The sequence below is a fragment of the Micromonospora sp. CNZ296 genome, assembly GCF_007827635.1.
The window spans coordinates 194,956-219,968 of the sequence record NZ_VISW01000006.1 but is presented as its reverse complement, the minus strand read 5'-3'; the positions used below and the strand labels follow the sequence as shown (position 1 = coordinate 219,968).

Sequence of the window (25,013 nt, the reverse complement as noted above, 5' to 3'; positions counted from 1 at the left end):
GACGGAGCGGACATGGATCCACTGAGCACGCTGTGGGAGACGTTCTTCGACTGGGACTCGATGCGCGAGGCGCTGCCCGAGATGCTCACCGTCGGGCTGCCCAACACGCTCACCCTGGCGGTCTCCGCCGCCCTGCTCGGCTCGGTGCTGGGCATGCTGCTGGCCGTCGCCGGCATCTCGCGTACCCGATGGTTGCGGTGGCCGGCGCGGGTCTACACCGACGTGTTCCGCGGCCTGCCGGCCGCGGCGACCATCCTGCTCATCGGCGTGGGCCTGGCGCCGCTCGGCATGCAGGTGTGGGGCCCGAACCCCTATCCGCTGGGCGTGCTGGCGCTGTCCCTGATCGCCGCCGCCTACCTCGGTGAGATCTTCCGGGCCGGCATCCTGAGCGTGGAGGCCGCCCAGTTGGAGGGCGCCCGGGCGCTCGGCTTCTCGTGGGGCGAGGCGATGCGCCTGGTGATCATCCCGCAGGGCGTACGCCGGGTGCTGCCCGCCTGGGTCAACCAGCTCATCGCGCTGATCAAGGACTCCAGCCTGGTCTACTTCCTCGGCCTGCTGGCCAGCCAGCGAGAGCTGTTCCGGATCGGGCAGGACTACGCGGCGAACACCGGCAACCAGTCCGCGCTGCTGCTGGCCGGGTTGTTCTACCTGGTGCTGACCGTGCCGCTGACCCACGCGGTCAACTGGCTGGACCGGCGCCTGCGGCAGGGCCGCCCCGCCGCGCCGCCCGAGCCGGACACCGAGCCGGCCGACCTCACCCCGTCCGGAAAGGACCCGCGATGACCACCACGACCTCGGTCAGCCTGGCCGTCCGCGACGTGCACCTGGCCTTCGGCGCGCACCGGGTGCTGCGTGGCGCGGACCTCGACGTGGCCCGGGGCCGCGCGGCCTGCGTCATCGGCCCGTCCGGCTCCGGCAAGTCGACGCTGCTGCGCACCGTCAACCGGCTGATCGAGCCGGACCGCGGTGACGTGCTGCTGGACGGGCGCAGCGTGCTGCGCGACGACCCGGACGCGCTGCGTCAGCGCATCGGCATGGTGTTCCAGCAGTTCAACCTGTTCCCGCACCTGAGCGTGCTGCGCAACATCACGCTGGCGCTGCGCAAGCTCAAGAAGCTGAGCGAGGACGAGGCGGTGGCGCTGGCCCGCGCCCAGCTCGACCTGGTCGGCCTGGCCGGCAAGGCGGACGCGCGGCCGGCGCAGCTCTCCGGCGGCCAGCAGCAGCGCGTCGCCATCGCACGGGCGCTCGCGCTGCGCCCGCAGGTGATGCTGTTCGACGAGGCGACCAGCGCGCTGGACCCGGAGCTGGTCAAGGGCGTACTGGCGGTGATGGCGGACCTGGCCGCCGCCGGGATGACGATGGTCGTGGTCACCCACGAGATGGGGTTCGCGCGCAGCGTCGCCGACACGGTGGCGTTCATGGACGCGGGCGTGGTGCTGGAGGCCGGGCCGCCGGAGGCGGTGTTCGAGGCGCCGGAGCACCCGCGGCTGCGACGCTTCCTGTCCCAGGTGCTCTGACACGCCCCAGCACGGTGAAGCGCCACGACGCGGTGAAGCGCCGCGCCGCCTCAGCCCTTCACCGCGCCGATCAGCACGCCCTTGACGAAGTGCCGCTGGATGAACGGGTAGACAGCGACGATCGGGGCGACCGTCAGCACCACCACCGCCATCTTGATCGCCTCGGTCGGCGGCATGGTCACCCCGCTGCTCGCGCCGGAGGTGTGCGGGGCCTGCCCGGCCAGCAGGTAGCTCTGGAGCACCCGCTGGATCGGGTACATGTCGTTACGGTCGATGAACAGCAGCGCGTCGAACCAGACGTTCCAGTAGCTGACCGCGTAGAACAGGCCGACCACGGCGATCACCGCGCGGGACAGCGGCAGCACGATGCGCGCGAGCGTACGGAAGTCGCTCGCGCCGTCGATGCGGGCGCTGTCCAGCAGCTCCGACGGGATGCCCTGGAAGAACCCGCGCACCACGACCAGGTTGAACACGCTGATCGCCGGCGGCAGGACCAGCGCCCAGATGGTGTCCTTCAGGCCCAGCCCGGTGACCACCAGGTAGCGCGGCACCAGCGGCGGATAGACCAGGAACGGGATCAGGAAGTACGCCAGCAGCCAGCGGTGGCCCAGCGAGCCCGGCCGGGACAGCCCGTACGCGGCGAGCACGGTGACCGTCAGCGCGATGGCGGTGCCGATCACGGTGACGAGCGTGCTGATCCACAGCGCCCGGGTGACCGCGCCACCGGCGAAGATGGTCTCGTACGCGGACGTGTCGATCCCCCGGGGCACGACCACCAGGCCGCCGGCCCGCGCGATGGTCTCCCGGGAGGAGAGGCTGGTCACCAGGATCACCCAGAGCGGGAACAGCACGCCCGCCACCAGCAGTGTGAGCGCGACGGCCTTGAGCCCCTGGCCGACCGGGGTGGGCGGTTCCTGCCACACCGGCCGGCGGGATCGGGTGCCGGACGCCCGGCGGATGAGCGTGGTCATGACTTCGAGTAGATCCCTCGTTCGCCGAGCATGTGCGCCACGCGGTTCGCGGCCAGGATCAGCACCAGCCCGATGACAGCCTTGAACAGTCCGGCCGCCGCACCGTAGCCGTAGTTCCCGGTGGCGATGGAGAAGTGGTAGACGAAGGTGTCGAGCACCTCGGCGGCCTGCCGGCCGACGGCGTCGCGTTGCAGCAGGAACTGCTCGAAGCCGACCGAGAGCGCGTCGCCCAGGCGCAGGATGAGCAGCAGCACGATCACCGGGCGCAGGCCGGGCAGCGTGATGTGCCACAGCCGCCGCCACCGGCCGGCGCCGTCCGCGGCGGCGGCCTCGTAGAGATTCTGGTCGATGGTGGACAGCGCGGCGAGGAAGACGATGGTGCCCCAGCCGACGTCCTTCCACACCGCCTCGACGGTGACCAGGACGATGAACGTGTCCGGGTTGGTCATCACGTTCCACGGTTGCAGCCCGGCCTCGCGCATGCTCTGGGCGAGCAGCCCGGCACCGCCGAGCATCGCGACGAAGAACGTCACCACCAGCACCCAGCTGAAGAAGTGCGGCAGGTAGACGATCGTCTGGATCAGGCCGCGCAGCCGGCTGGACATCAGGTTGTGCAGCGCGATGGCCAGCAGGATCGGCAGCGGGAAGAAGAAGACGAGCTGGAACGCGGTGATCGCCAGCGTGTTGCGGAACGCGTCCCAGAACGCCGGGTCGTCGAACAGCAGCTGGAACTGCCCGAAGCCGATCCAGTCGCTGTGCAGGAACGCCTGCCACGGGTTGTCGCCCAGGTAGGGGTTGTAGTCCTGGAACGCGATCACGTTGCCGGCGATCGGCAGGTAACTGAAGATCAGCAGCACGAGGAAGCCGGGCACCACCATGGCGAGCAGTTGCCAGTCCCGGCGCAGCCGGGTGCGCAGCGGCACCCGGCGGCGGGACGGGCGACGGCGGGGCGGACGGCCCGGTGGGGCCGGCGCGTCCGGCCGGGCCCGTTCGGGCCCGGCCAGGACGGCCGGCTCGTTCACCGGCCCTCCTTGGGCAGCGAGTCGGCGAGCAGTTTGCGGGCCTCCTCGCCGCCGTTCGCCTTCCACTCCGCGACGATGGCGTCCACGTCGCTCAGCGGGCGGCGGCCGCGCAGCACGTCGGTGAACTTGTCCTCGGTGGGCACCTGGTTGGCCTTGTAGGCCGCGGGCATCTCCAGCTTCACCCCGGCCCAGGGGTTGGGCTCCATGTGCTTGACCATCTCGTTGGAGTACGCGAGCACGTCCGGCACGAAGCGCGGGGTGTCCGGGAACGGCCCGATGGTGGGGTTGCGGCCGCTGATGAAGAAGTACTGGTTGGCGATCTCCTTGAACGCCAGGTCGGTCTTGACGGGACCGTTCGGCGACGGGGTGTGGTGTTTGCCCGCCACGCCGAAGTCCCGTAGCTGGGCCTCCTGGCTGCCCAGCGGCGCGGAGCACCAGTTGATGATCCGCAGCAGTTCCTGGACCCGGTCCTTGCCGAGGCCCTTCTTGACGAAGGTGTAGGAGATCGGCTCGTCGTCGCCCCAGACCAGCGGGTCACCGCCGGTGGCGGAGAAGATCGGCACCGGCTGGATGTTCAGCCTGGGGTTGGTCTTCTGGTGCTCGGCCTGGGCGCCCTGCCAGAATCCGACGCCGTCCTGGTGGAACACGATCGCGCCGTTCTTGGCGAACAGCTGCTTGGCGTCCGCGCCCTTGCTGGCCACGATGTCCGGGTGGACCAGGCCGTCCGCGTAGATCTTGGCCATGACCTCCAGTGCGCGGCGGAACTCCGGGGTCTCGTACTTGAACTCGGGGGTGCCGTCAGGCTTGACCCGCCACCCGCCCTTGTGGCCCGGCACCTCGTGGAACATCTGGATCATGGCGAAGACGTCGTTGAACGCCCACACCTTGCGCGCCGGGTCGGTGACCTGCTTGGCCACGGCGAGCAGGTCGTCGAGGTTCGCCGGCACGGCCAGGCCGCGCGCGTCGAGCAGGTCCTTGCGGGTGAACAGCGCCCAGGGGAACGGCCCGTCCGTGGGGTTCGGCACGGACATGATCCGCTCGTTCCAGACCGCGCGCCGCCAGGCCCCGGTGGGGAAGCTCGCCAGCATCGGGTACGCGCCGGCGGCGTCGCCCTTGAGGTGGTCGGTCAGGTCCTCGAAGAGCACCTTGATCGCCTCGGCGAAGCGCGGGATCTTCTCCACCTCCCACCCCGGCACGCACAGCAGGTCCGGTACGTCCCGCGCGCCGAGCATCGCGTTGAGCTTGTCGGCGTACGTGGCGCCGTCCTGGATGGTGAAGTTGACGGGCACGCCCAGCTCGGCGTTCACGGCCTGGAGGTAGGCGCTCTGCGCGACTCCGGGCGGCGCCGGCCCCCAGGCGGGGGTCATCGCGGTGACCTGCTTGCCGCTGGTGCCGGGCTTGTCGGTGATGGCGTCGACGAGGTTCGCCGGATAGCGGGTGTAGCCGTCGGGCACCGGACGGGTGCCCACGATGTCGGGCTTGACGGCGCCGGGCAGGTCCTTGCGGGTGGGCAGCAGGCCGGAGACGGCGTCGAGGTCCTGGGCGGCGCCGGAGCCGGCCGGCTTCTCCGAGCAGCCGGCGAGCAGCGGGCCGGTGGCGGTGGCGGCCACGCCGAGGCCGACCAGGCCGAGGAAGCGGCGGCGGGAGGAGCCCGGGTCGGGGTGGTGCGCGGTCATCGGTCCCCCTTCGGGAAGGGAAGCGCAGTGGATTAGTTCGTATGGATGGTCAACAAACTAATCACGTCGATGAGCTTGCACAAGGGCGGACCGGATCGACACGGCGGTCAGGCCGGGCAGCGGTCGGACAACGCGTAGCGGGTGAGGACCACGTCGCCGATCTGGCGCACCTCGACCACCCGGGCCCGGCGCCCCGGGTGCCACGGGAAGTGGCCGTCCCCGACGAAGCGCGGCGCCCGCCCGTCCCCCACGAAGAACGGCGCCACCACCAGGTGCAACTCGTCGGCCAGGCCGGCGGTCAGGAACTGGCGGTGCACCGAGCCGCCGCCCTCCACCATCAGGCGCGCCACCCCGCGCCCGGCCAGGTCGGCCACCACCGCCTCCGGAGTGGCCGGATCACCGGCGTCCACCACCGTGGACACCGCGCCCACCTGCTCGCGGGCCTTGTCCACCACGCCGCTCGGGCAGTACACCAGCTTGAGCCCGTCACCGGCGGTGAAGAACCGGGCCCGCGGATCGAGGTCGCCGCTGCCGGTGACAGTCACCTTCACCGGCGACGGCGGCAACCCGCGCGCCACCCGCTCGGCGCGCCGGCGCTCGCTGCGCACCAGCAGGCGAGGGTCGTCGCGGCGGACGGTGGCCGCGCCCACCATGATCGCGTCGCACCCGGCCCGGGTCGCGTCGACCCGGTCCAGGTCGTCGTCGTTCGACAGCAGCAGCCGCTCGGTCGTCGCGTCGTCGATGTAGCCGTCGATCGACATCGCGCAGCTGAGCAGCACGTACGGGCGGGTCGTCACGGCACGAACGGCAGGTCGAGGGCATGGTCGGCGCGGGTCACCTTGGCCGCCAGATAGCCCGCGTTCGCCGGTGACAGGTGCACACCGGTGGACACCCGGTCGGCCACCGTCACGCCCAGCCGTTCGAGCTGCGCCGCCTTGTCCGGGTTGTTGCTGAGCAGGGCCACCCGGTCCACGCCCAGCGCGGCGAGCATCTGCGCGGCCACCGTGTAGTCGCGCTCGTCCGCACCGCGCCCGAGCGCCAGGTTCGCCTCGTACGTGTCGAGGCCGCCGTCCTGGAGGGCGTACGCGTCGAGCTTGGCGTACAGGCCGATGCCACGCCCCTCCTGCCGCAGGTAGAGCAGGTAGCCACCGGCCTCGGCGATCCGCTCGACCGCCTCGCGCAACTGCGGGCCGCAGTCGCAGCGCTGGCTGCCGAACACGTCCCCGGTGAGGCACTCGCTGTGCGGGCGGACCAGCGGCGGGTCGGCGTCGACGTGCTCACCGAGCCCGAACGCCAGGTGCTCGCGGCCGTCGACGAGACCGTGGAAGGTGTGCACGCGGGCCGTGGTCACGTAGCCGTCGGGGAACCGGAGCGGAACCGTCACGCGGGTCCGGACCGTCGCGGTGGGCAGCGTTTCGTCCATGGTTCTCCTGTCCTCCGGTCGCCGGGCGGACCCGGCGACGCACACCTCGCTCCCCCACCGTAGGCGGGATCACCGACAGTTGCCGGGCTCGCGCCGAGGCATCCGCCGTGCCAGCAGCACCGTGGCGCCGGGAAGGCTGGCCACGAGGACCAGCGCGCCGTACACCGTGCCGGTCGCCACACCCTGCGCGGCGGTCAGCCCGGCCGAGGCGAACGCCCACGCGGCCACTCCCTCGCGCGGCCCGAAACCACCGACGTTCAACGGCACCGCCATGGCCAGCAGGGCGAGCAGCGTCAGCGGCAGCAGGTGCGACAGCGGTGCCTCCGCGCCGGCCGTGCGGGCCGCCACCACGAACGTGGCCAGGTGACCGGCGAACACCACGGTCGAGGCGACCACCACGCCGGCCCAGGTCCGGCGGCCGAGCACTCCGGAGCGGACGTCGGCGACAGCCGTCCGGGCGGCCCGGGCGAGCCGGGACGCCCCGGAGCGGGGCACCGCGCGGGCGGCGAGCACCAGCGCCAGCGCGACCACGGCGAGCACGGCCGCGAGGGCCGGCAGGTACCGGCGTACCGGCGACGGGAACGCGGCGAGCAGCGCCACCGCGATGACCACCTGCACCACCTGCCCGGCGGTGCGCTCCCACACCACCGCCCGGACGCCGCGGGCCACGTCCCCGGCGTCACGGCCGTGCCGTACCGCCCGGTGCACGTCGCCGAGCACGCCGCCGGGGAGCGTGGAGTTGAGGAAGACCGCCCGGTAGCAGTGCGCCACCGCGGCGCGCATCGGCAGCCGTACGCCCAGCCCACCGGCGACGAGCGACCAGCGCCAGGCGCAGCAGACGGTGGTGATCACGCCGATGCCGAGCGCGGCGGCCAGCGCCGGCGCGTCGATCAGCCGCAGCCCGGCCAGGAACGGGCCCGTGCCCACCGAGGCGACGAGCGCGGCGAGCACCGCCAGCCCGAGCAGCGGGCGTATCCAGGCTCCGTTCAGCCGGGCCCGGCGTGGCCGGATCGGTACGGATGCGACGGCCGGTACGGGTCCGGCGACGGCGACGTGTGACAAACGGTCCTCCCTTGTTCCCACCGGTTGTCACGTGCCAGCAGCCGGTACGGTTCAGCCGGCGAGCAGGTCGGCGTGGTGCAGCACCACCTCGAGCCGGCCGGCGGCGGCCTCGGTGAGCCGCCACTTCTGATACGTCGCGGCGGGCCCGGACAGATGCGGTCGTTCCTCGACCGCCGCGTCGACCCAGCCGGTGAGCCACTCCGCGGCCAGTTCCGCCTGCTCCGGGCCCAGCCGCCACGGGGTCGGCCGCACGAGCGTCTCGACGCCGTGACGGCGGAACGCGGCCACCGTGACGTCCACGGCGTCCGGCCCGAGCAGGACCCGGCCGTCGACGGTACGACGCTGGTGGGCGTTGAACGCGGCGGTCAGCTCGGCGTCCAGCGGGTCCGGCGGGGTGAACTCGGCCCGTCCGGTCACGGTGAGCGCGAACAGCGTCGGGTGGCCGGCGCAGGCCGCCGCCATCCGCTCGACCCCCTCGGCGGTGAGCATGTCCAGCAGCGCGGACGCGGTGACCAGGTGGGCGTCGGCCAGGTCGGCGGCGGTCAGCCGGGTGACGTCGGAGCCGCGCGTGGTCACCGAGACCTCGGTGCCGTCGGCGGCGGTGAGCCGTCCGGCCCGGGCCAGCGCCAGCAGGTCCGCGTCGCGTTCGTGCAGCACCCAGCGCTGCGGGCCGGGCAGCCGGGGCGCGAGCCAGCGGGCCATCGAGCCGGTGCCGCTGCCCAGGTCGTGCACGACGATCGGCCGGCCGGCGGGCAGCCGGTCGCGGACCGCGTCGGCCAGCTCGGCGCTGCGGGCCGCCGCGTCGGCGGGCTCGCGCAGTCGTAGCCAGTCCGCGAAGCCGGGCGGGAGTGAGGTGGTCATGCCGCGGTCGCCTCCTTGAGTACCGTCGCCAGCCGGTCCACGGTGACCGGCCAGCCGGTGAGGGTGTGCCGCCGCTGCCGGGCGGCGCGGCGCAGCCGGTCCCGCAGGCCCGGGTCGGTGAGCCAGCGGCGCAGCGCCGCGGCGGTCGCGCCCGGGTCGCCCGGCGGCACCAGCAGGCCGGGCCGGTCGCCGCCGGGGGCGTGCCCGAGCGTGTCCGGCAGGCCGCCGGTGTCGCTCGCCAGCACCGGTACGCCCCGGGCCAGCGCCTCGGTGACCACCATCCCGTACGTCTCCCGCCGGGAGGGCTGAACCAGCAGATCGGCTGCCGCGTACGTGGCGGCCAGGTCGGGTCCGGTGCGCGGACCGGTGAGCCGGACCCGGCCGGCGAGACCGGTAGCGGTGAGCTGTCCGCGCAGCCGGTCGGCGAACGCGCGGTCCCGGTCCGTCGGACCCACCCAGTCGCAGGTCCAGTCCAGGTCGGCCACCTCGGTGAGCGCGGCGGCGAGCACGTCGTGGCCCTTCACCGGGGTGACCGCCGCGACGCAGAGCAGCCGTCCCCCGCCGGGCGTGCCGTCGGCGACGGGCGCCGGGGCGACGCCCGGTGGCGCGACGGTCACCCGTTCGGGGCGCAGCCGGTAGCGGTCGAGCAGCCGGTCGCGGGTCCACTCGCTGGTGGCGACCACTGCGGTGGCCGCCGCCAGTGACCGCGCCTCCGTCTCGCCCTCGATCGGCAGGTGCACCAGGATCACCAGGCGCAGCCGCGCGGCGTGCGGGGCGAGCACGTCCGGCACGGTCGAGGCCACCAGGCCGTCGAGCAGCACCGGCACGCCGTCGGGCAGCCCGCCGAGCAGTCCGGCCAGGTCGGCGCGTTCCCGTGGCCCCGGGTGTGGCCAGCCGCCGGGGACCTGGTGTTCGCGTACCGTCCAGCCGCGCGCGGCCAGGCCCCGGCAGGCGTGCCGGTCGTAGGCGTTGCCGCCGCTGGGGTCCGCCGGGTCGTCGATGTCGCCCGGCAGCACCACGTGGACGACTGTCATCCGGTCAGAGCGACCGCTCGTAGCTCGCCCACGCGATGTGCGACTCGTGCAGGGTGACGGTGATCCCGGCGAGACCGCGCGCGCCCTCCCCCAGCCGGCCGGCGTGCACCGCGTCGGCGAGCCGGTCGGCGATCGTCCGCGCGAGCACCTCGGTGGTGGTGTTCACCCCGGCGAAGGCGGGCTCGTCGTCGAGGTTGCGGTAGTTCAGCTCGGCGAGCACGGCCTTGAGCTGCTCGGTGGCCAGCCCGATGTCGACCACGATCCCGTCGTCGTCCAGCTCGGCGCGGCGGAACGTGGCGTCGACGACGAACGTCGCCCCGTGCAGCCGCTGCGCCGGGCCGAAGACCTCGCCGCGGAAGCTGTGGGCGACCATCATGTGGTCCCGGACGGTCACGCTGAACACGATCACTCCTCGCCGTAGGTGATGAGATGACACAGCGCCGGCAGCTCGCCCGAGGCGAGCCGGTCCAGCACGTCGGGCAGGTCGTCGAAGCGGGACCGGCCGGTGAGCAGCGCGTCGAACGCCGGGTCGGCCAGCAGGTCGAGGGCGAGCGCGAGCCGGTCGGCGTAGCTGCGGTCGGCCCGCCGGGGCGACACGGTGCCGACCTGGCTGCTGCGGATGCCCAGCCGTCGGGAGTGGAACGCGCCGCCCAGCGCCAGCGTGACCGGCCGGTCGCCGTACCAGCTCAGTTCCAGCACGGTGCCCTCGGGGCGCAGCAGCTCCAGGCCGCGTTGCAGCCCGTCGGCGGTGGCGCTGGCGTGCACCACCAGGTCGCGCTCGCCGGTGGCGTCGGCGGGCGTGGCGAAGCCGGCGCCGAGCGCGGCGGCCACCGCGGCGCGGGCCGGGTCGGCGTCGACGAGTTCGACGCGTACGCCGGGGAAGCGGGCCAGCAGCGCGGTCACCGCGCAGCCGACCATCCCGCCGCCGATCACCGTCACCCGGTCGCCGACCAGCGGGGCGGCGTCCCAGAGCGCGTTCACAGCGGTCTCCACGGTGCCGGCCAGCACGGCGCGCTCGGCCGGTACGCCGCCCGGCACGACGGTCACGGCGTCGGCCGGGACCACGTACGCGCTCTGGTGCGGGTAGAGGCAGAAGACGGTACGGCCGAGCAGCCGCTCGTCGCCCGCCTCGACGGTGCCGACGCTGAGGTAGCCGTATTTCACCGGGGCCGGGAAGTCGCCCTCCTGGAACGGCGCGCGCATGGCGTCGTGCTGGTCGGCCGGGACGCGGCCGGTGAACACCAGCGTCTCGGTGCCGCGGCTGACCCCGGAGAAGCGGGTCCGGACCAGCACCTCGCCGGGGCCGGGGGCGGCGAGCCGGACCGGCCGGATCTCGCCCTCGCCGGGGGCGCGGAGCCAGAACGCGTGGGCGTCGACCGTCACGAACTCTCCTCTTCCCCGCATTCCGACCGAGTTATCGATCATAAACACGGAAGCGGGGCGTCCGCGGTTCGAACCGCCCGCGACCCGATGCTCAGGCGGCGCGCCGGCGCTGCTCCGTACGCCAGGTCTCCGGATCGGCCCGGTCGGCGTGGCGGTCCCCGGCCAGTTCCATCGCGCGGTGGGCAGCGGTCAGCGCGTCACACGGCGCGACCTGACCGTCACACAGCAGGCTCTCGCACCGGCCGGCCTCGTCGGGCCGGTGGGCGACTGCAACGTCGTACGCGGCCCGCCAGAGCAACGGGTCGGTGACTCCCCGTGGCAGGTCGGCGTCCAGACTGGACCTGTTGCGGATCGTGTCGGGCACCGTGTCCCCCTTTGCGTCGTCGCTACCGTCCCAGTGACCGGTTGAGCGCAGATCAAACCTCTCACCTGCGGACACGTCGCGACCAGCGGTGTTTGTCACGCCGGATAGGCGCGCGTCTCGGCTGCCTTGACCGCCGCCCAGACCGCGCGGCCGGGGATCAGTCCGAGATGGGCCGCGGCGGCGGGCGTGACGTCGGCGGCGACCTCGACCGGCCCGGCCAGCTGCACGCGCAGGTTGTCGCCGTGGCGTTGCACGCCGGTGACGGTGGCGGCCCACACGTTGCGCGGGCTGCCCTCCGGCCGGGACGGGTGCAGCGCGACGGCGGCCGGCGGGTACGCGACGAACACCTCACCGTGGACGGTGTCGGCGGTGGTGAGCGTCAGCTCACCGACGGTCACGGTGTGTCCGTCGGCGCGGCCGCGGTGCAGGTTGAGGCCGACCAGCCGGGCCACGTAGTCGGTGCGCGGCCGGGCCGTGACGGTTGCGGCGTCGCCCTCCTGCACCACCCGGCCGTGCTCCACGATGACCAGTCGGTCGGCGAGCACCAGGGCGTCGAGGGGGTCGTGGGTGACGAGCAGCGTCGCGCCGGGGTGCGCGCCGAGGTGGCGCTGGAGTTCGGCGCGGGTGTCCAGCCGGGTCCGGGCGTCGAGCGCGGCGAGCGGCTCGTCGAGCAGCAGCAGCGCCGGGTCGACGGCGAGCGCGCGGGCCAGCGCGACCCGCTGCGCCTGCCCGCCGGAGAGCTGCCGGGGCCGGCGCCGGGCCTGGTCACCGAGGCCGACCCGGTCCAGCCACTCCTGGGCACGGGCGCGGGCGGCGCGCTTGTCCGCGCCCCGGCGGCGCGGCCCGAACGCCACGTTGTCCAGCGCGCTGAGGTGCGGGAACAGCAGGTAGTCCTGGAACACCACGCCGACCGGCCGCCGCTCCGGCGGCGTCCACACCCGGCGGTCCGGCCGGTCCAGGTCGGCGCCGCCGAGCGTGAGGTGCCCGGCGGTGAGGGGGTGCAGCCCGGCGAGCACCCGCAGCGCTGTGGTCTTGCCGGCGCCGTTGGGGCCGAGCAGCGCCACCACCTCACCGGCGGCGATGCGCAGCCGCACGTCGAGGGTGAACCCGTCCCGCTCGGCGACCAGATGCGCGTCCAGCACACTCATGTCGTCCCGACCCATTTGTCGCGCAGGGCGGCGAGGATGACCACGGAGACGGTGAGCAGGATCAGGCTCAGCACGATCGCGGCCTGCAGGTCGGTCTCCAGCGCCAGGTAGACCGCCAGCGGCATGGTCTGGGTGCGGCCGGGATAGTTGCCGGCGAACGTGATGGTGGCGCCGAACTCCCCGAGCGCGCGAGCCCAGCACAGCACCGCCCCGGCCGCCACGCCCGGGGCGACGAGCGGCAGCGTGACCCGGGTGAAGGTGGTGAACCGTCCGGCGCCGAGCGTGGCGGCGGCCTCCTCGTACCGGAGGTCGGCGCCGCGAAGCGCCCCCTCGACGGCGATGACCAGGAACGGCATGGCCACGAACGCCTCGGCCAGCACCACCCCGGCGGTGGTGAACGGCAGCGTCACCCCGAACGTCTCGTCGAGCCACGACCCGACCAGCCCGCGCCGGCCGAAGACCAGCAGCAGCGCCACGCCGCCGACCACCGGCGGCAGCACCAGCGGCACCGTGACCAGCGCCCGGACCAGCCGCCGGCCGGGGAACTCCACCCGCGCCAAGAGCCAGGCCAGGGGTACGCCGAGCGCCACGCAGAGCAGCGTGGCGACGGTGGCGGTCTCCAGCGACAGCCGCAGCGCGGTGAGCACACCCGGCTCGGCCAGCCGCTGGGGCAGCGTGGTCCAGGGCGTCCGGAGCAGCAGGCCGGCGAGCGGCAGGACGAGGAAGGTCAGTCCCAGCCCGGCGGGCACGAGCAGGGCGATCGGCACCCGCTGCCGGCGTACGGTGCGGCTCATGCGCCGGGCGGCGCCTGGAACCCGGCGGCGGTGAGCACGGCGATCCCGGCGTCGGAGCGGACGAAGTCGACGAAGGCGCGGGCGCCGGCCGGGTTCCCGGCGGCGCGCAGCACCACGATCGGGTAGTCGTTCACCGCGCGCGCCGACTCGGGGAACTCGACCGCGTCGAGTCCGGGTGCGGCGCGGACGTCGGTGCGGTAGACCAGTGCCGCGTCGACCTCGCCGAGACGCAGCTTGGCCAGCGCGCCCTTGACGTCCTGTTCGAGCGTGGCGGGGGTGAGCCGCACGCCCGCGGCGTCCAGGGCGGTACGCGCGGCGGCGCCGCAGGGCACCTGCTCGGCGCAGAGCGCCACCTTGACGCCGGGGCGGGCGAGGTCGGCCAGGCCGCCGACCCGGGCCGGGTTACCACGGGGTACGGCGACGACGAGCTGGTTGCGGACCAGCACAGCAGGTTCGCCGTCGGCGTCACCGGCGTCGGTGACCGTCTTCATGGTGGCCGGGGAGGCGGCCGCGAACACGTCGGCGGGTGCGCCCTGGGTGATCTGGGTGGCGAGGCCCGAGCTGCCGCCGAAGTTGAACGTGACGCTGCTGCCCGGGTGGGCGGCCTCGTACTCCTTGCCGAGCGTGGTGAACGACTCGGTGAGCGAGGCGGCGGCGAACACGGTCACCGGACCGGCACCGTCGGGACCGGCCGGTTCGTCCGCGCCGCCGCAGGCGGTCAGGCCCAGCGCCCCCACCAGCGCGGCGGCGAGCGCGGCGCGGATCCACCGTACGGTCACGGGCTTGTCCTTCCCCTGGGGGTGGTGGCGGGGGCGCGCTCGACCACGACGGTGGTCGACTTGATCACCGCGACGGCGACGGAGCCGACCTGGAGGTCGAGGTCGTCCACGGCCTCGCGGCTCATCAGCGACACCACACGGAACGGCCCGGCCTGGATGTCCACCTGGGCCATCACGGTGTCCTTGACGACGGCGGTGACGATGCCGCGCAGCCGGTTGCGGGCCGAGGACAGCTCGGGGTGGCCGGGCGCGCGGACGAACGCTGCCACGTCGGCGCCGTCGAGCACCCGGTGGCCGTGCTCGTCGCGGGTGGCCGGCAGCTTGCCTGCGTCGATCCAGCGGCGGACCGTGTCCGCGCTGACCCCGAGCAGTTCGGCTGCCTCGCCGATCCGGAACACCGTCACGCGCTCACCCTAGCGGCCCGCAGGTGCGAGCCGGAAGGGGCGAGGTGGCTCGCACCCGCGAGCCGCGATGCGCCTCGGTGCCCGGAACTGCGGTTCAGTCGGCCGGGGTGATCCGGACCCGCCGCAGCAGCTGGGCGTTGAGCGCCACCACGATCGTCGAGGCGGACATCAGCACCGCACCCAGCGCCGGACTGAGCGCGATCCCCGCCCAGGCGAGGACACCGGCGGCGAGCGGGATCGCCGCCACGTTGTAGCCGGCCGCCCAGGCCAGGTTCTGCCGCATCTTCCGGTACGAGGCGCGGGACAGCCGGATCACGCCACCGACGCCGCGCGGGTCGGAGCCGGCGAGCACCACCCCGGCGGACTCGATCGCCACGTCGGTGCCCGCGCCGATGGCCAGCCCGACGTCGGCGCGGGCGAGCGCCGGTGCGTCGTTCACGCCGTCGCCGACCATCGCCACCGTCAGTCCCCGGCCGCGCAGCTCGGCCACCGCCTTGTCCTTGTCGGCCGGGAGCACCTCGGCGAAGACCTCGTCGACGCCGGGCCGGAACCCGAGGTCGGCGGCCACCGCCTCGGCGACCGGGCGCGCGTCCCCGGTGATCATCACGATTTTGCGTACGCCGAGGTCGCGCAGCTCGGCCACGGCGGCCCGCGCCTCCGGGCGGACCTGGTCCTCCAGCCCGAACGCGGCGGTCACCTCCGGCGGGCCGCCCTCGGGCAGGCGGACCAGGTGCAGCACCGCGGCGCCCCGGCCCGACCACTCCCGCGCGGCCCGGGCCAGGTCGTCCGGCACCCGTGCGTCGAGTTCGCGCAGCAGCGCCGGACCGCCGACCGCCCAGTCCACGCCGTCCACAGTGGCGCGCACGCCCCGGCCGGTCAGCGCCCGGAAGCCGCGCGCGGCGGGACGGGCGCCGCGGGCGTCGGCGGCGGCCACCAGCGCCCGGGCCAGCGGGTGCTCGCTGTCGGCCTCCACCGCGCCGGCCAGCGCCAGGGCGACCGCCTCGTCCGTCCCGCCGGTGGTGGCCACCCCGGTCACCGTGTGCCGGCCGGTGGTGAGCGTGCCGGTCTTGTCGAACAGGACCGTGTCGACGGTGCGCATCCGCTCCAGCGCGAGCCGGTCCTTGACCAGGATGCCGGCGCGGGCCGACAGCGCTGTGGACAGCGCCACCACCAGCGGGATGGCCAGGCCGAGCGCGTGCGGGCAGGCGATCACCAACACGGTCACGGTGCGTACCACCGCCTGGTCGGGGTCGCCGAGCAGCGCCCAGACCGCGAACGTCGCGAGGCCGGCGAACGCCGCCAGGTAGAACAGCAGCGCGGCGAACCGGTCGGCGAGCACCTGCGCGCGCCCGCCGGAGGCCTGCGCCTCGGCGACGAGCCGCCCGATGCCGGCCAGCGCGGTGTCCGCGCCGACCGCCTCGACGCGTACCCGGAGGGTGGAGTCGGTGGCGACGGTGCCGGCGACCACCCGGTCCCCGGCGGCGCGGGCCACCGGCCGCGACTCCCCGGTGATCATCGACTCGTCCAGCTCGGCGGCGCCCTCGACGATCCGGCCGTCGGCCGGCACCCGCCCGCCGGGGCGCACCAGCACCAGGTCGTCCACCCGCAGCTCGCCGACCGGCACCGGATGCGGCCGCCCGGCGTCGTCCAGGCGCTCGGCGTCGTCGGGCAGCAGCGCCGCGAGGGCACCGAGCGCGCCGCGCGCCTGCCCGACCGCCCGCATCTCCTGCCAGTGCCCGAGCAGCATGATGGTGACCAGCGCGGCCAGCTCCCACCAGAAGTCGAGGTCGAACAGGCCGAGGCTGGTGGCGGCCGAGGCGAGGTACGCGACGACGATCGCCATCGAGATCAGCAGCATCATGCCGGGGGCACGTTCGCGCAGCTCACGCAGCCCGCCGGTGAGGAACGGCCAGCCGCCGTACGCGAACACCACGGTGCCGAGCACCGGGCCGACCCAGCGCACGCCCGGGAACTCGAGCGAGTAGCCGAACCAGTCCATCACCATGTGGCTGGTGGCGACGATCGGTACCGTCAGCGCCAGGCTGAGCCAGAATCGGCGGCGGAACTGCTCCGGGTCGTGCCCGGCGTGCGCGCCGTGCCCGCCGCCGTGGTCGTCCTGACCGCCGCCGTGGCCGCCGGTGTCGTGGCCTCCGTGGTGGCCGGTTCCGTGCTCCATCGGGCGTCACCTCCACCCGCCACCATACCCCCTGGGGGTAACCGCTGGCGTCCGGTCGGCGCGGTGGTCAGCGCTGGGGGCGGGCGCCGACGCTCGGCCGGTCCGCCGGAGGACGGCCCTGCCAGGGCCAGCGGCCGTCCAGCTCCACCTCCAGCGAGAAACTCAGGAACGTGCGGACCAGCACGATCAGCGCCAGCACGCCGACGCTGGTGAAAGTGGGCGACACCGCTACCGTACGGATGATGTCGCCGCCGACCAGGAACTCCAGGCCGAGCAGGATGGCCCGGCCGACCCCCTGCCGGTACGCCCGGTAGTGCGCGACCACCTGGCGGGTCCGGGCGCAGCGCACCGCGAACACCGCCGTGGCGACCGCGACGCCGACCGCGATGACGAGCACCCCGGCCAGGTCGAGCAGTGCCCCGACGTGCTGGACGATCTCCTTCGTCGGCACCCGGCACCCCCGCACCAGCCTGACCCGTCGGCCACGCCCGCGAGCGGGTTTGCCGGTCGGGCAGCCGGTGGGGGGACGTCCGGCCGGGACGGCGGGGCGGGTGCGCCGCCGTCCCGGCCGGCCCGGTCACTGCCCGATGGCGGCCTGCGGCCCGGCGTACGTGCGCAGCAGTGCGGGAACCTGCGCGGCGGGGTCGAGGCGGTAGGAGTAGAAACTCGACGGGGTGAACGCCGAGCCGCCGGTCTCCCGCTGACCGGTGCAGCCGACGCACACGCTGCCGCTCTGGCGTAGTTCCGCGGTGTCGTCCCGGTAGTAGGGGTCCTTCACGTTCTCGTAGTAGCTGTTCTCGATCACCAGCTTGGTACGGCCCCGGGAGTAGTTGCCGTACCCCCTGATGTTCTGCAGGTAGTTGTTGAAGAAGTGGGCGTACTGGACGTTGTCGGTGCTGGGATTGCGCACGTTCGTGTCGTGGATCCAGTTGTGGTGCATGGTGATCCGGGCGGTGACGTTGTCCGTCCAGCCGATGCCGAACGCCTTGTTGCCCTCGGCGATGACGTTCCAGGACACGGTCAGGTTCGTGGTGTCCTTCCGGCTGTCGATCAGGCCGTCGTTCATCCGCGTGATCGTGTTGTGGTCGATCCAGATCCGGTTCGCGGTGTCCATCTGGATGCCGTCGTAGTCGAAGTCCTTGTCGTCCGGGTCGTCCGAGGCCACCCGGGTGTCCCGGATGGTCAGGTTGCGGATGATGACGTTGGCGGTGCCGGCGCCGAGGTGGAATCCGCCGTTGACGATCTGCCCGTTCCGCCCGACTCCGACGATCGTCTTGTTCGAGCCGACCGGGATCTCCCGGCCGTACGGGCTGACCGTGATCGCCGCGCCGACCCGGATGACGTACGGCGTGCTGGACGCCGCGTACCGCTCCAGGTCGGCCTGGCTGGTCACGGTGACCGTGGCGCCGGCCGCCCCGCCGGTGGTGCCGGCCGCGCCGGCGAACCCGTCCGGCGCGTTCGAGTACGGCACACCGGCCGGCGGCGTGGTCGGCGTCGGGGACGGCGCGCCGGTCGTCGGGGTGACCCCGCCGGTGCAGGCGGTGCCGTTGAGCGTGAACACCGTGGGCGCCGGGTTCGTGGCGCCGCGCGAGCCGGTGAAGCCGAACGAGACGCTCCCCCCGGCCGGCAGGGCGGCGTTCCAGTCGACGTTCGTCGCGGTGACGCTCGACGTCCCGGCCGTAACGGTGGCGTTCCACGACTGGGTGACCTGCTGGCCGGCCGGGAACGTCCAGGCCAGCCGCCAGCCGTTCACCGCGTCGCCCAGGTTCGTGATCGTCACGTCGGCGTTGAAGCCGCCGCTCCACTCGCTGCTGACCCGGTAGTCGACCCGGCAGCCGGCCGCCGCCTGGGCGGTGACCGCGGTGACCGCGCCGAGCGCCGCCAGCGCCGCGGTCGTGCCGAGCACCAGCGCGGTACGCCAGGGCCGGCCCTTCTTCGTGACAGTCATGCCGTTCTCCAACATCGTGATCACAACGGGTTCCACCCGTCGGTGCCGGCGAGGTATCTCTGCGGTGTGTAGGTGGCGGCCTGGGCGTCGCTGAGCTGCGGCCGGTTGCCGTTGACCGTCGCGCCGGGGCCGGTGTTGCGGTATTCGGAGAAGCGGGCGTTCTGCCAGGTGGCGTCGCCCATGTTCGTCCACGGCTGGGCGTTGCGGACCGTGCCGCTGAGCGTGGACTCCCGGTAGAGCACCTGCGCGCCCTGGCGCCACGGCCGGCCGAGGGTGGTGTTGTTGTTCCCGGTGCCGGTGATCGTCGACCGGTAGAACAGGAAGCCGTACGTCTTGGCGGCATCCGTGCTGGCGGCGGTGACGGTGCCGCCGCTGGAACGCTTCTCGTGGATGGTGCAGGCGTGGAAGACGATCGTGCCACCGCCGAAGATGAAGTCGGTGGTGCCCTCGACGTAGGAGTCGACCACGTACGCCCGGGTGCGGTCGTTGACCAGGAAGGTGTCCTGGTCGCCGAGGAGGCGTACGTTGCGCAGCACCGCACGATCGGCGTTGAGGTGCAGCGCGACCGCCTGCTGGCCGCTGGTCACCGAGCCCTCGTCGAAGTCGTTGGCGATGGTCAGGTTCTCCGCCACGAAGTCGGACCCGTCGACGAACATGCTGGCGCTGCCGGAGGTGCCGCTGCTGTTCGCCGAGTTGTTGAAGACGATCACGGTGTTCGCCGGTGACGTGCCGAGTCCCCGGAACGTGATGTGGGGTTTGTTCGACGGCACCCGCACCACCTGGCGGTAGGTGCCCGGCTTGATGGTGACGACCCGCCGTGTGGTGTTGTTCGCCGGCACCGCGTCGACGGCCTCCTGCACGGTGCGGTAGGTGCCGGTGCCGTCGGCCGCCACGGTCGCCGTGCCGGTCGGCGGCGGTGACGTCGGCGCGGCGGTGGGCGTGGGCGAGCCGGACGAGCCGGTACAGGTGACGCCGTTGAGCGTGAACGTGGCCGGGCTCGGGTTCGTGACGCCGTTCCAGGTGCCGTTGAACCCGGCCTCGACGCTCGCGCCGGTGCCGATGGTGGCGTTCCAGTCGACGTTGGCCGCGACCACTGACGCGCCTGTCGAGCTGGTGGTGAAGCCCCACGCCTGGGTGACTGACTGCCCGGCCGGGAACGTCCAGCCGAGACGCCAGCCGGTGAGGCTGTCGCCGAGATTCCGGATGGTGACGGCGGCGGTGAAGCCGCCGGCCCACTGCGCGGTGACCCGGTAGCCGACCTGGCAGCCCGCGGCGGCCTGGGACGGGCCGGCGGTGGCGACGCCGACGGCGGCGGTCGCGGTGGTGGTGACGAGGACGGCGAACAGGGCCGCCGCCCGTCGTCGGACGAGATGTCTCACGGTTCTCCCCGGGGATCCTGGGTGTGCGGTGTGTCGGCCTCCGCCGTCACCGCCATCGCTGGCGGCGGCCCTCACGGCGGCAGCCGGTGCCCGGTGACGGATGCTGCCCGGCTACCCGTCACCACACAGACGGGGCGGTCCGGCCGCGACAACGCTTTTTCTCGCGCCGGTTTTCCGCCGGGCGCCTCAGCGGGCTGTCAGGTCGGCGCCGACCCGGGTGCCGGTGCCCAGGTAGCCGGTGGACGGCAACCTCCCGTCGGCGCGCCGGGGCCCCTCGGCCGTCCGCGGATCGGTGGACCGCAGCCGGGCGGCGCTCCAGCCGTCGTCGTCCCACGAGTTTCCGGTGGCGGCGACGCGCTCACCGCCCCGGGCCGGCGTCCGGTTGTCCAGGGCCAGGTTCCACCGGGCCGTGCCGCCGGCGCCGGTCAGGTCGAAGCCAGCGCCACCGTTGCGGAACGCGGTGTTGCCGGTGAGGTCGATCCGGCCGGCGTTGGCCTCCACACCGAATCCGTGTCCCCGGTTGCCCCAGGCGGCGTTGTCCCGCACCCGGTGACCGGCCGGGACCGGTTCCCCGCCGCCGAGCGAGAAGCCGTACCCGTTGCTGTCCCAGCCGGTCACGCCCCACCGGTTCTGCCCGTTGCCGTAGGACCAGTTCCGCTCCACGGTGACCGGGTCGGCGAAGCCGCCGAGGTCGATGCCGTCGTCGGCGTTGTGGAAGGTCCGGTTGCCGCGCAGCACGTTGCCCGCGCCGTCGCCGAACTTGACCGCGAGCCCCACGCCGGCGCCGCCCGGGTCCGCCGGGTCGTAGCTGCGGAAGAAGTCGCTGTCGAGCACCTGGTTGCCCACTGTGCCCGGGTCGCGCAGCGTCAGGCCGGAACGGGCGTTGTCGTGCACGGACAGGCGACGGAACACGGTGTGGGAGCAGGCCCGGCAGACCCAGGCGTGGCTGCGGGAGCCGCGTACCTCGATGTCCTGCACGGTCCACCAGGCGGTCCGCTGGGTGACGGCCCAGGCGTCCGCGGGCACCGCGGCGGCGTCGAGCACCGGCCGCTCGCCCCGGTACGCGCTGAGCACGATGCGCCGGTCCGCCGTGCCGTCCGTACCGATGGTCACCGGCTCGGTCATCCGGTACGTGCCACCGCGCAGGGCGATGGTCTGGCCGGGCCGGACCACCTCGGCCGCCCGGTTCAGCGTGGCGTACGGACGGCGGAGGCTGCCGTCGCCGTCGTCGCTGCCGTCCGGGGCGACGACGATGTCGGCGTCGGTCACGCCGGTGAGCGCACGCGACGGACGCGGCGACGGGACGGCGGACGGGGCGGCGGACGGCGTTGCGGCGGCCGACGGCCCGCCCCGGACCGGGAGCGTCGGCGCGGCGGCCACCACACCGTCCCGGCCGTCCGGCTCGTGGCGCACGGCAAGGGTGAGCGCGGTGACGGCCAGGACCGCGACCGTGCCGGCGGCGACCGCCGCCTTCGACGACAACGCCCGCCGCAGGCCGCCCACCGCGGCCGGCGCCACGGGCGGGACCGCCACCACCGCCGGTTGCGCTTCGAGCGCCGCGCGCAGTCCGGCGGCCAGGCCGGCCGGCACCGCCAGCCCGGCCAGGCCGGGCAGGATCTGCTCCGGCGTGCCGCGGCGTCCGCCCGCGGCGAGGCAGGCCGGGCAGGCCAGGACATGCCGGCTCAGCCGTTTGCGCCACAGCGGCACGAGCGTGCCGTCCCACGCCCGGGCGGCGACGGCCAGGCCGGGGCAGCGCGGCCGGGCCCGCCACGCGGCCAGGACGGTGTACGCCTGCGCGAGCCGGGAGCGCATCCGCTGGATCCGGACCGCCGCGTGGGAGGCGCCGACCCCGAGTGCCTCGCCCACGTCGCCGCGGGTCAGCTCCCCGTCCAGCTCCCGCCACCACAGCGCGAGCACCTCACGGTCGTCGGCGTCGAGCCAGGCGACCGCGGAGAGCACGTCCCGTCGCCGGGCGTCCCGGTCCACCTCGGACAGGGCCGCGCCCGCGGTGTCCGCGTCCGGATCCGGCACCTCCGCGTACGGATCCAGCGGCACCTGGCGGGCCCGGCCCGGCGGCGGGCGTGTTCGCGGACCTGGCGGATGGTGATGGTGACCAGCCAGGCGCGGAACCGGTCCGGCTCGCGCAGCGTGGGCAGCCGCTCGACGACGCGGAGCATGACCTCCTGCACCACGTCGTCGACGTCGGTGTGCCCGGCCAGCGCGCGTCCGACCACGTTGTACACCAGCGGCAGATGGGCGGCGAGAAGCGCGGTGAGCGCGGCCCGGTCACCCTGGCGTGCCGCCGTCACCAGTTCGACGTCCACCGCCGCCGTCACGGCGCACCGCCCTCCGGCTCCCGGGAGACGTGCCACCGCCGGCGATCGTGGGAGCGCGCCCACGAGGCGCGCACAGGGTCACCGGGTTGTAAACCCCGCTCGTGGTCGCGTCCGGGGCGCTCAGTCCTGGGCCTGCCAGCGGTAGAAGACGGTGGCTACCGAGTCCTGCGGGCCCTGCCACCGGTCCGGCCGGTACGGCTCGATGTACGGGCCCAGGTCCTGCATCACCTTGCCGAACGCGGGCTTGTCGCCGTGCTGGTCCCGGGTGGCCTCGGCCGCCGACGACTCCTGTTCGAGCAGGTGCACGTAGACGTCGTCGATCGAGTAGAGCCAGCGCCCGGTGACCCCGAGGTCGGCCGGGAGCGACCCGGCGTCGGACTCGGCGAAGACCCGTGCCACGTCCGGCTCGGCGCCCGGCTTGATCCGCCCGACGATCACGGTGAGCGTGGTGTCGGCTGGCGGCTCGCCCTCGGGCGCCCAGTGGTAGAACTCCTTCGCCACCGAGTCCGACGGGTTCTTCCAGTAGCGCGGGTAGGGCGTGACGTACGGGCCGATCTCCTCGGCGATCTTCTGGAAGGCGGGCAGGCCGCGGGTCTGCCCGGAGATCCGCGGGTCCTGCTCCCGCTCGATCACGTGGATGTAGAGGTCGTGGTGCGACAGCAGGTACCGGCCGATGACGCCCAGGTCCTGCGGCCGGGTGGCCTGGTCGTAGTGGCCGAACACGCCGCCGACGATCTGCTCGCTGCCGGGGACCATGTGACAGACGATCACGTTGCGGAAGACCATGACTGCTCCTTGGTGGGTGGGTTCGGACGGCGGCGCCGTCACGCGGTGAAGGTGACAGGCAGTTCCAGCAGGCCGCGGAACGGCGAGGCGGCGGGGAGCCGGCGCACCTCGGCCAGCGGCACGCCGAGACGCAGTCCGGGCAGCCGGCGCAGCAGCGCGCCGAGCGCGAGTTCGGCCTCCATCCGGGCCAGTGAGACGCCCAGGCAGTAGTGGACGCCGTGACCGAACCCGAGGTGCGGGCCCCGCACCCGGCGCAGGTCCAGCCGGTCCGGGTCGGCGAAGTGCGCCGGGTCGTGGTTGGCCGCGTTGATCGCCACCCCGACGATCGCGCCGCGCGGGATGCGTACGTCCTGGTAGTCGACGTCCTCGGTGGCGATGCGCGGGCTGGCCACGGGCAGCGGCCCGTCGAAGCGCAACAGCTCCTCGATCGCGGCGGGCAGCAGACGCGGCGTGGCGCGGAGCAGTTCCATCTGCTCGGGGTGGGTCAGCAGGGCCAGTACGGCGTTGCCGAGGAAGTCGGCGGTGGTCTGGTGCCCGGCGAACAGCAGCAGGAACGTGGTGGTGACCAGTTCCGCCTCGGACAGCGTCCCGTCCTGGTCGACCGCCTTGATCAGCGCGCCGATGATGTCGTCGGCCGGGTCGTCGCGTTTGGCGCGGACCAGCCCGGCCAGGTAGTGGTGCAGCCGGAGCTGGGCCTCCTGCACCGCCGCCCGCTCCTCGGCGGGGGGCCGGCTGGTGGAGCCGGAGGTGCGGATGACCTGGGTCCAGTCGAGCACCCGGCCGTGGTCGGCGGGCGGCACGCCGAGCAGTTCGCAGATGACTGTCATCGGCAGCGGGATGGCGAAGTCGTGCATCAGGTCCGCCTCGCCGTGCGGCGCCATCTTGTCGATGAGCTGGTCGACGATCGACGCCACCCGGGGGCGCAGCGCCTCGATCCGCCGGGGCGCGAACGCCTGCGACACCACCCGGCGCAGCCGGGTGTGCTCCGGCGGGTCGGAGTTGAGCATGTTGCGGTTCAGACCCTCGGAGTTCGGGCCGAAGATCTTCAGGTAGTGCTGCTCCGGTCCGTACAGGTCCTTGGACAGGCGCGGGTCGGTCAGCGCGGTGCGGGCGTCGTCGAAGCGGGTGATGAGCCACGAGTCGAAGCGCGGCGAGCCGACCGGGCAGACCGGCCGCTCGGCGCGCAGCCGGGCCAGGGTGGGGTACGGGTCGGCAGCGAACGCGTCGGTGTAGAGCTCGCTCGCCGGCACCACGTCGTCGGTCATCGCCCCTCCCCCGGCTCGCCGGTCACGCTGTGCAGCACCTGGTAGGTGTGCCGGTCGGCGGACTCCCGCAGCTCACGGATGATGCTCAGCAGCCGGTCCCGGTGCGAGCTGCGCCCGAACGCGTCGAGCCGCTCGCGGTCCGCCCAGTCGCTGATGATCAGATAGCTGCGCGGGTCGTCGGCGTCGCGGACCAGGTCCTGGTGCAGGCAGCCGTCCAGGGTGCGGATCTGTTCGGCGGCGGTGAGCCACTCCGCCTCGAAGCGCTCCTCGCAGCCCTCCCGGGTCCGCATCGACAGCACGGTCCGGACCCGGCTCACCGGGCGCTCCCGAACACCAGGTGCAGGTGCTTGCGCAGCGCGTCGGGGTCGACCGGCGCGCCCCGGAACCCGATGTGCCCGTCCGGGCGGATCAGGTACAGGCCGGTGCCGTCCAGCCCGTACGCGGCGCGGAAGCGGCGCTCGGCGTCGCGCACCACGGGCGGGTCGAGCAGTCGCGGTTCGTCGGCGTCCGGGTCGAGCAGCAGGTACGCCTCGACCTCCCCGCCGGCGAGCCGGCGCGCGTCGGCGCACAGGCCGGTGAACGCGGCCAACTGCCCCGCGTCGGCCGTGCGGTCGGCGTAGAGCAGCAGCGTGTGCCGGGTGCCCCGGGTCAGGTCGCGCAGCCGCAGCGGGTGGCCGACGCCGCG

Annotated in this window: 25 protein-coding genes and 2 pseudogenes; 2 read left to right on the top strand and 25 right to left on the bottom strand. The window is 73.9% G+C overall.

Translation table 11 applies throughout. From position 1 onward, the window contains the following. Window positions 1-12: 12 nt before the first annotated feature. Together FB455_RS12815 and FB455_RS12810 are read left to right on the top strand one after the other, a co-directional pair. On the top strand, window positions 13-783 hold the full coding sequence (locus FB455_RS12815) for an amino acid ABC transporter permease (RefSeq protein ID WP_013286754.1): 771 nt from the start codon (window positions 13-15) through the stop codon (window positions 781-783). Continuing rightward, a complete protein-coding gene (locus tag FB455_RS12810; RefSeq protein WP_013286755.1) occupies window positions 780-1,517 on the top strand; it encodes an amino acid ABC transporter ATP-binding protein in 738 nt (245 codons plus the stop codon). Before FB455_RS12815 ends, FB455_RS12810 begins: the two co-directional genes overlap by 4 nt. 50 nt (window positions 1,518-1,567) lie before the next feature. On the opposite strand, the gene FB455_RS12805 is transcribed toward FB455_RS12810, so the two are convergent. The 25 genes and pseudogenes from FB455_RS12805 to FB455_RS12690 all read right to left on the bottom strand — a co-directional run. Beyond that, the gene (locus tag FB455_RS12805; protein WP_013286756.1) at window positions 1,568-2,488 is read right to left on the bottom strand and encodes a carbohydrate ABC transporter permease; all 921 of its coding nucleotides are present in this window, start codon (window positions 2,486-2,488) and stop codon (window positions 1,568-1,570) included. Beyond that, complete coding sequence (locus FB455_RS12800; RefSeq protein WP_030268547.1) at window positions 2,485-3,510, bottom strand: ABC transporter permease; 1,026 nt, start codon at window positions 3,508-3,510, stop codon at window positions 2,485-2,487. Before FB455_RS12800 ends, FB455_RS12805 begins: the two co-directional genes overlap by 4 nt. Then, on the bottom strand, window positions 3,507-5,186 hold the full coding sequence (locus FB455_RS12795; protein ID WP_030268545.1) for an extracellular solute-binding protein: 1,680 nt from the start codon (window positions 5,184-5,186) through the stop codon (window positions 3,507-3,509). Before FB455_RS12795 ends, FB455_RS12800 begins: the two co-directional genes overlap by 4 nt. A 107-nt stretch (window positions 5,187-5,293) precedes the next feature. Beyond that, window positions 5,294-5,983, bottom strand: a complete 690-nt coding sequence (locus tag FB455_RS12790; RefSeq protein WP_030268542.1) for a RibD family protein — start codon at window positions 5,981-5,983, stop codon at window positions 5,294-5,296. Then, window positions 5,980-6,609: a GTP cyclohydrolase II gene (locus FB455_RS12785; RefSeq protein WP_030268540.1), complete on the bottom strand. Its 630-nt coding sequence runs from the start codon at window positions 6,607-6,609 to the stop codon at window positions 5,980-5,982. The genes FB455_RS12790 and FB455_RS12785 overlap by 4 nt, the downstream gene beginning before the upstream one ends. Before the next feature lie 69 nt (window positions 6,610-6,678). Continuing rightward, window positions 6,679-7,620, bottom strand: coding sequence for a lysylphosphatidylglycerol synthase transmembrane domain-containing protein (locus FB455_RS12780; protein ID WP_030268538.1), 942 nt, complete (start codon window positions 7,618-7,620; stop codon window positions 6,679-6,681). A gap of 102 nt (window positions 7,621-7,722) precedes the next feature. Next, window positions 7,723-8,532: a small ribosomal subunit Rsm22 family protein gene (locus FB455_RS12775; protein WP_030268536.1), complete on the bottom strand. Its 810-nt coding sequence runs from the start codon at window positions 8,530-8,532 to the stop codon at window positions 7,723-7,725. Beyond that, window positions 8,529-9,566: a glycosyltransferase family 4 protein gene (locus FB455_RS12770; RefSeq protein ID WP_145753484.1), complete on the bottom strand. Its 1,038-nt coding sequence runs from the start codon at window positions 9,564-9,566 to the stop codon at window positions 8,529-8,531. Before FB455_RS12770 ends, FB455_RS12775 begins: the two co-directional genes overlap by 4 nt. Window positions 9,567-9,570: 4 nt before the next feature. Continuing rightward, complete coding sequence (locus FB455_RS12765) at window positions 9,571-9,969, bottom strand: 6-pyruvoyl trahydropterin synthase family protein (RefSeq protein WP_013286764.1); 399 nt, start codon at window positions 9,967-9,969, stop codon at window positions 9,571-9,573. 2 nt (window positions 9,970-9,971) lie between these two features. Continuing rightward, the gene (locus FB455_RS12760) at window positions 9,972-10,991 is read right to left on the bottom strand and encodes a zinc-dependent alcohol dehydrogenase (protein WP_420063433.1); all 1,020 of its coding nucleotides are present in this window, start codon (window positions 10,989-10,991) and stop codon (window positions 9,972-9,974) included. Between the two features lie 49 nt (window positions 10,992-11,040). Continuing rightward, the gene (locus FB455_RS12755; protein WP_013286766.1) at window positions 11,041-11,313 is read right to left on the bottom strand and encodes a hypothetical protein; all 273 of its coding nucleotides are present in this window, start codon (window positions 11,311-11,313) and stop codon (window positions 11,041-11,043) included. Between the two features lie 95 nt (window positions 11,314-11,408). Then, the gene (locus tag FB455_RS12750) at window positions 11,409-12,461 is read right to left on the bottom strand and encodes an ABC transporter ATP-binding protein (RefSeq protein WP_145753483.1); all 1,053 of its coding nucleotides are present in this window, start codon (window positions 12,459-12,461) and stop codon (window positions 11,409-11,411) included. Then, a complete protein-coding gene (locus FB455_RS12745) occupies window positions 12,458-13,255 on the bottom strand; it encodes an ABC transporter permease (protein WP_030268528.1) in 798 nt (265 codons plus the stop codon). Before FB455_RS12745 ends, FB455_RS12750 begins: the two co-directional genes overlap by 4 nt. Then, window positions 13,252-14,034: a molybdate ABC transporter substrate-binding protein gene (gene modA, locus FB455_RS12740; protein ID WP_013476477.1), complete on the bottom strand. Its 783-nt coding sequence runs from the start codon at window positions 14,032-14,034 to the stop codon at window positions 13,252-13,254. Before modA ends, FB455_RS12745 begins: the two co-directional genes overlap by 4 nt. Then, entirely contained in the window at window positions 14,031-14,438 is a 408-nt protein-coding gene (locus FB455_RS12735; protein WP_013286770.1) for a TOBE domain-containing protein, read from the bottom strand. The genes modA and FB455_RS12735 overlap by 4 nt, the downstream gene beginning before the upstream one ends. A 94-nt stretch (window positions 14,439-14,532) precedes the next feature. Then, entirely contained in the window at window positions 14,533-16,614 is a 2,082-nt protein-coding gene (locus FB455_RS12730; RefSeq protein WP_030268525.1) for a heavy metal translocating P-type ATPase, read from the bottom strand. Window positions 16,615-16,681: 67 nt separating this feature from the next. Then, window positions 16,682-17,065: a DUF1622 domain-containing protein gene (locus FB455_RS12725; protein ID WP_013286772.1), complete on the bottom strand. Its 384-nt coding sequence runs from the start codon at window positions 17,063-17,065 to the stop codon at window positions 16,682-16,684. Window positions 17,066-17,191: 126 nt separating this feature from the next. Further along, a complete protein-coding gene (locus FB455_RS12720; protein ID WP_013286773.1) occupies window positions 17,192-18,562 on the bottom strand; it encodes a cellulose binding domain-containing protein in 1,371 nt (456 codons plus the stop codon). 20 nt (window positions 18,563-18,582) lie between these two features. Beyond that, a complete protein-coding gene (locus FB455_RS12715; RefSeq protein WP_013286774.1) occupies window positions 18,583-19,941 on the bottom strand; it encodes a pectinesterase family protein in 1,359 nt (452 codons plus the stop codon). Window positions 19,942-20,127: 186 nt separating this feature from the next. Next, window positions 20,128-21,996, bottom strand: coding sequence for a right-handed parallel beta-helix repeat-containing protein (locus FB455_RS12710; protein WP_486481529.1), 1,869 nt, complete (start codon window positions 21,994-21,996; stop codon window positions 20,128-20,130). Between the two features lie 71 nt (window positions 21,997-22,067). Further along, window positions 22,068-22,175, bottom strand: a pseudogene (locus FB455_RS34745) (hypothetical protein); the annotation flags it as partial. 222 nt (window positions 22,176-22,397) lie between these two features. Continuing rightward, window positions 22,398-23,063, bottom strand: coding sequence for a TcmI family type II polyketide cyclase (locus tag FB455_RS12705; protein WP_013286776.1), 666 nt, complete (start codon window positions 23,061-23,063; stop codon window positions 22,398-22,400). A gap of 38 nt (window positions 23,064-23,101) precedes the next feature. Then, window positions 23,102-24,328, bottom strand: a complete 1,227-nt coding sequence (locus tag FB455_RS12700) for a cytochrome P450 family protein (RefSeq protein WP_030268518.1) — start codon at window positions 24,326-24,328, stop codon at window positions 23,102-23,104. Further along, on the bottom strand, window positions 24,325-24,645 hold the full coding sequence (locus FB455_RS12695) for a putative quinol monooxygenase (protein WP_013286778.1): 321 nt from the start codon (window positions 24,643-24,645) through the stop codon (window positions 24,325-24,327). The genes FB455_RS12700 and FB455_RS12695 overlap by 4 nt, the downstream gene beginning before the upstream one ends. Then, a pseudogene (locus FB455_RS12690) lies at window positions 24,642-25,013 on the bottom strand (monooxygenase); the annotation flags it as partial. The gene FB455_RS12695 and the pseudogene FB455_RS12690, both read right to left, overlap by 4 nt.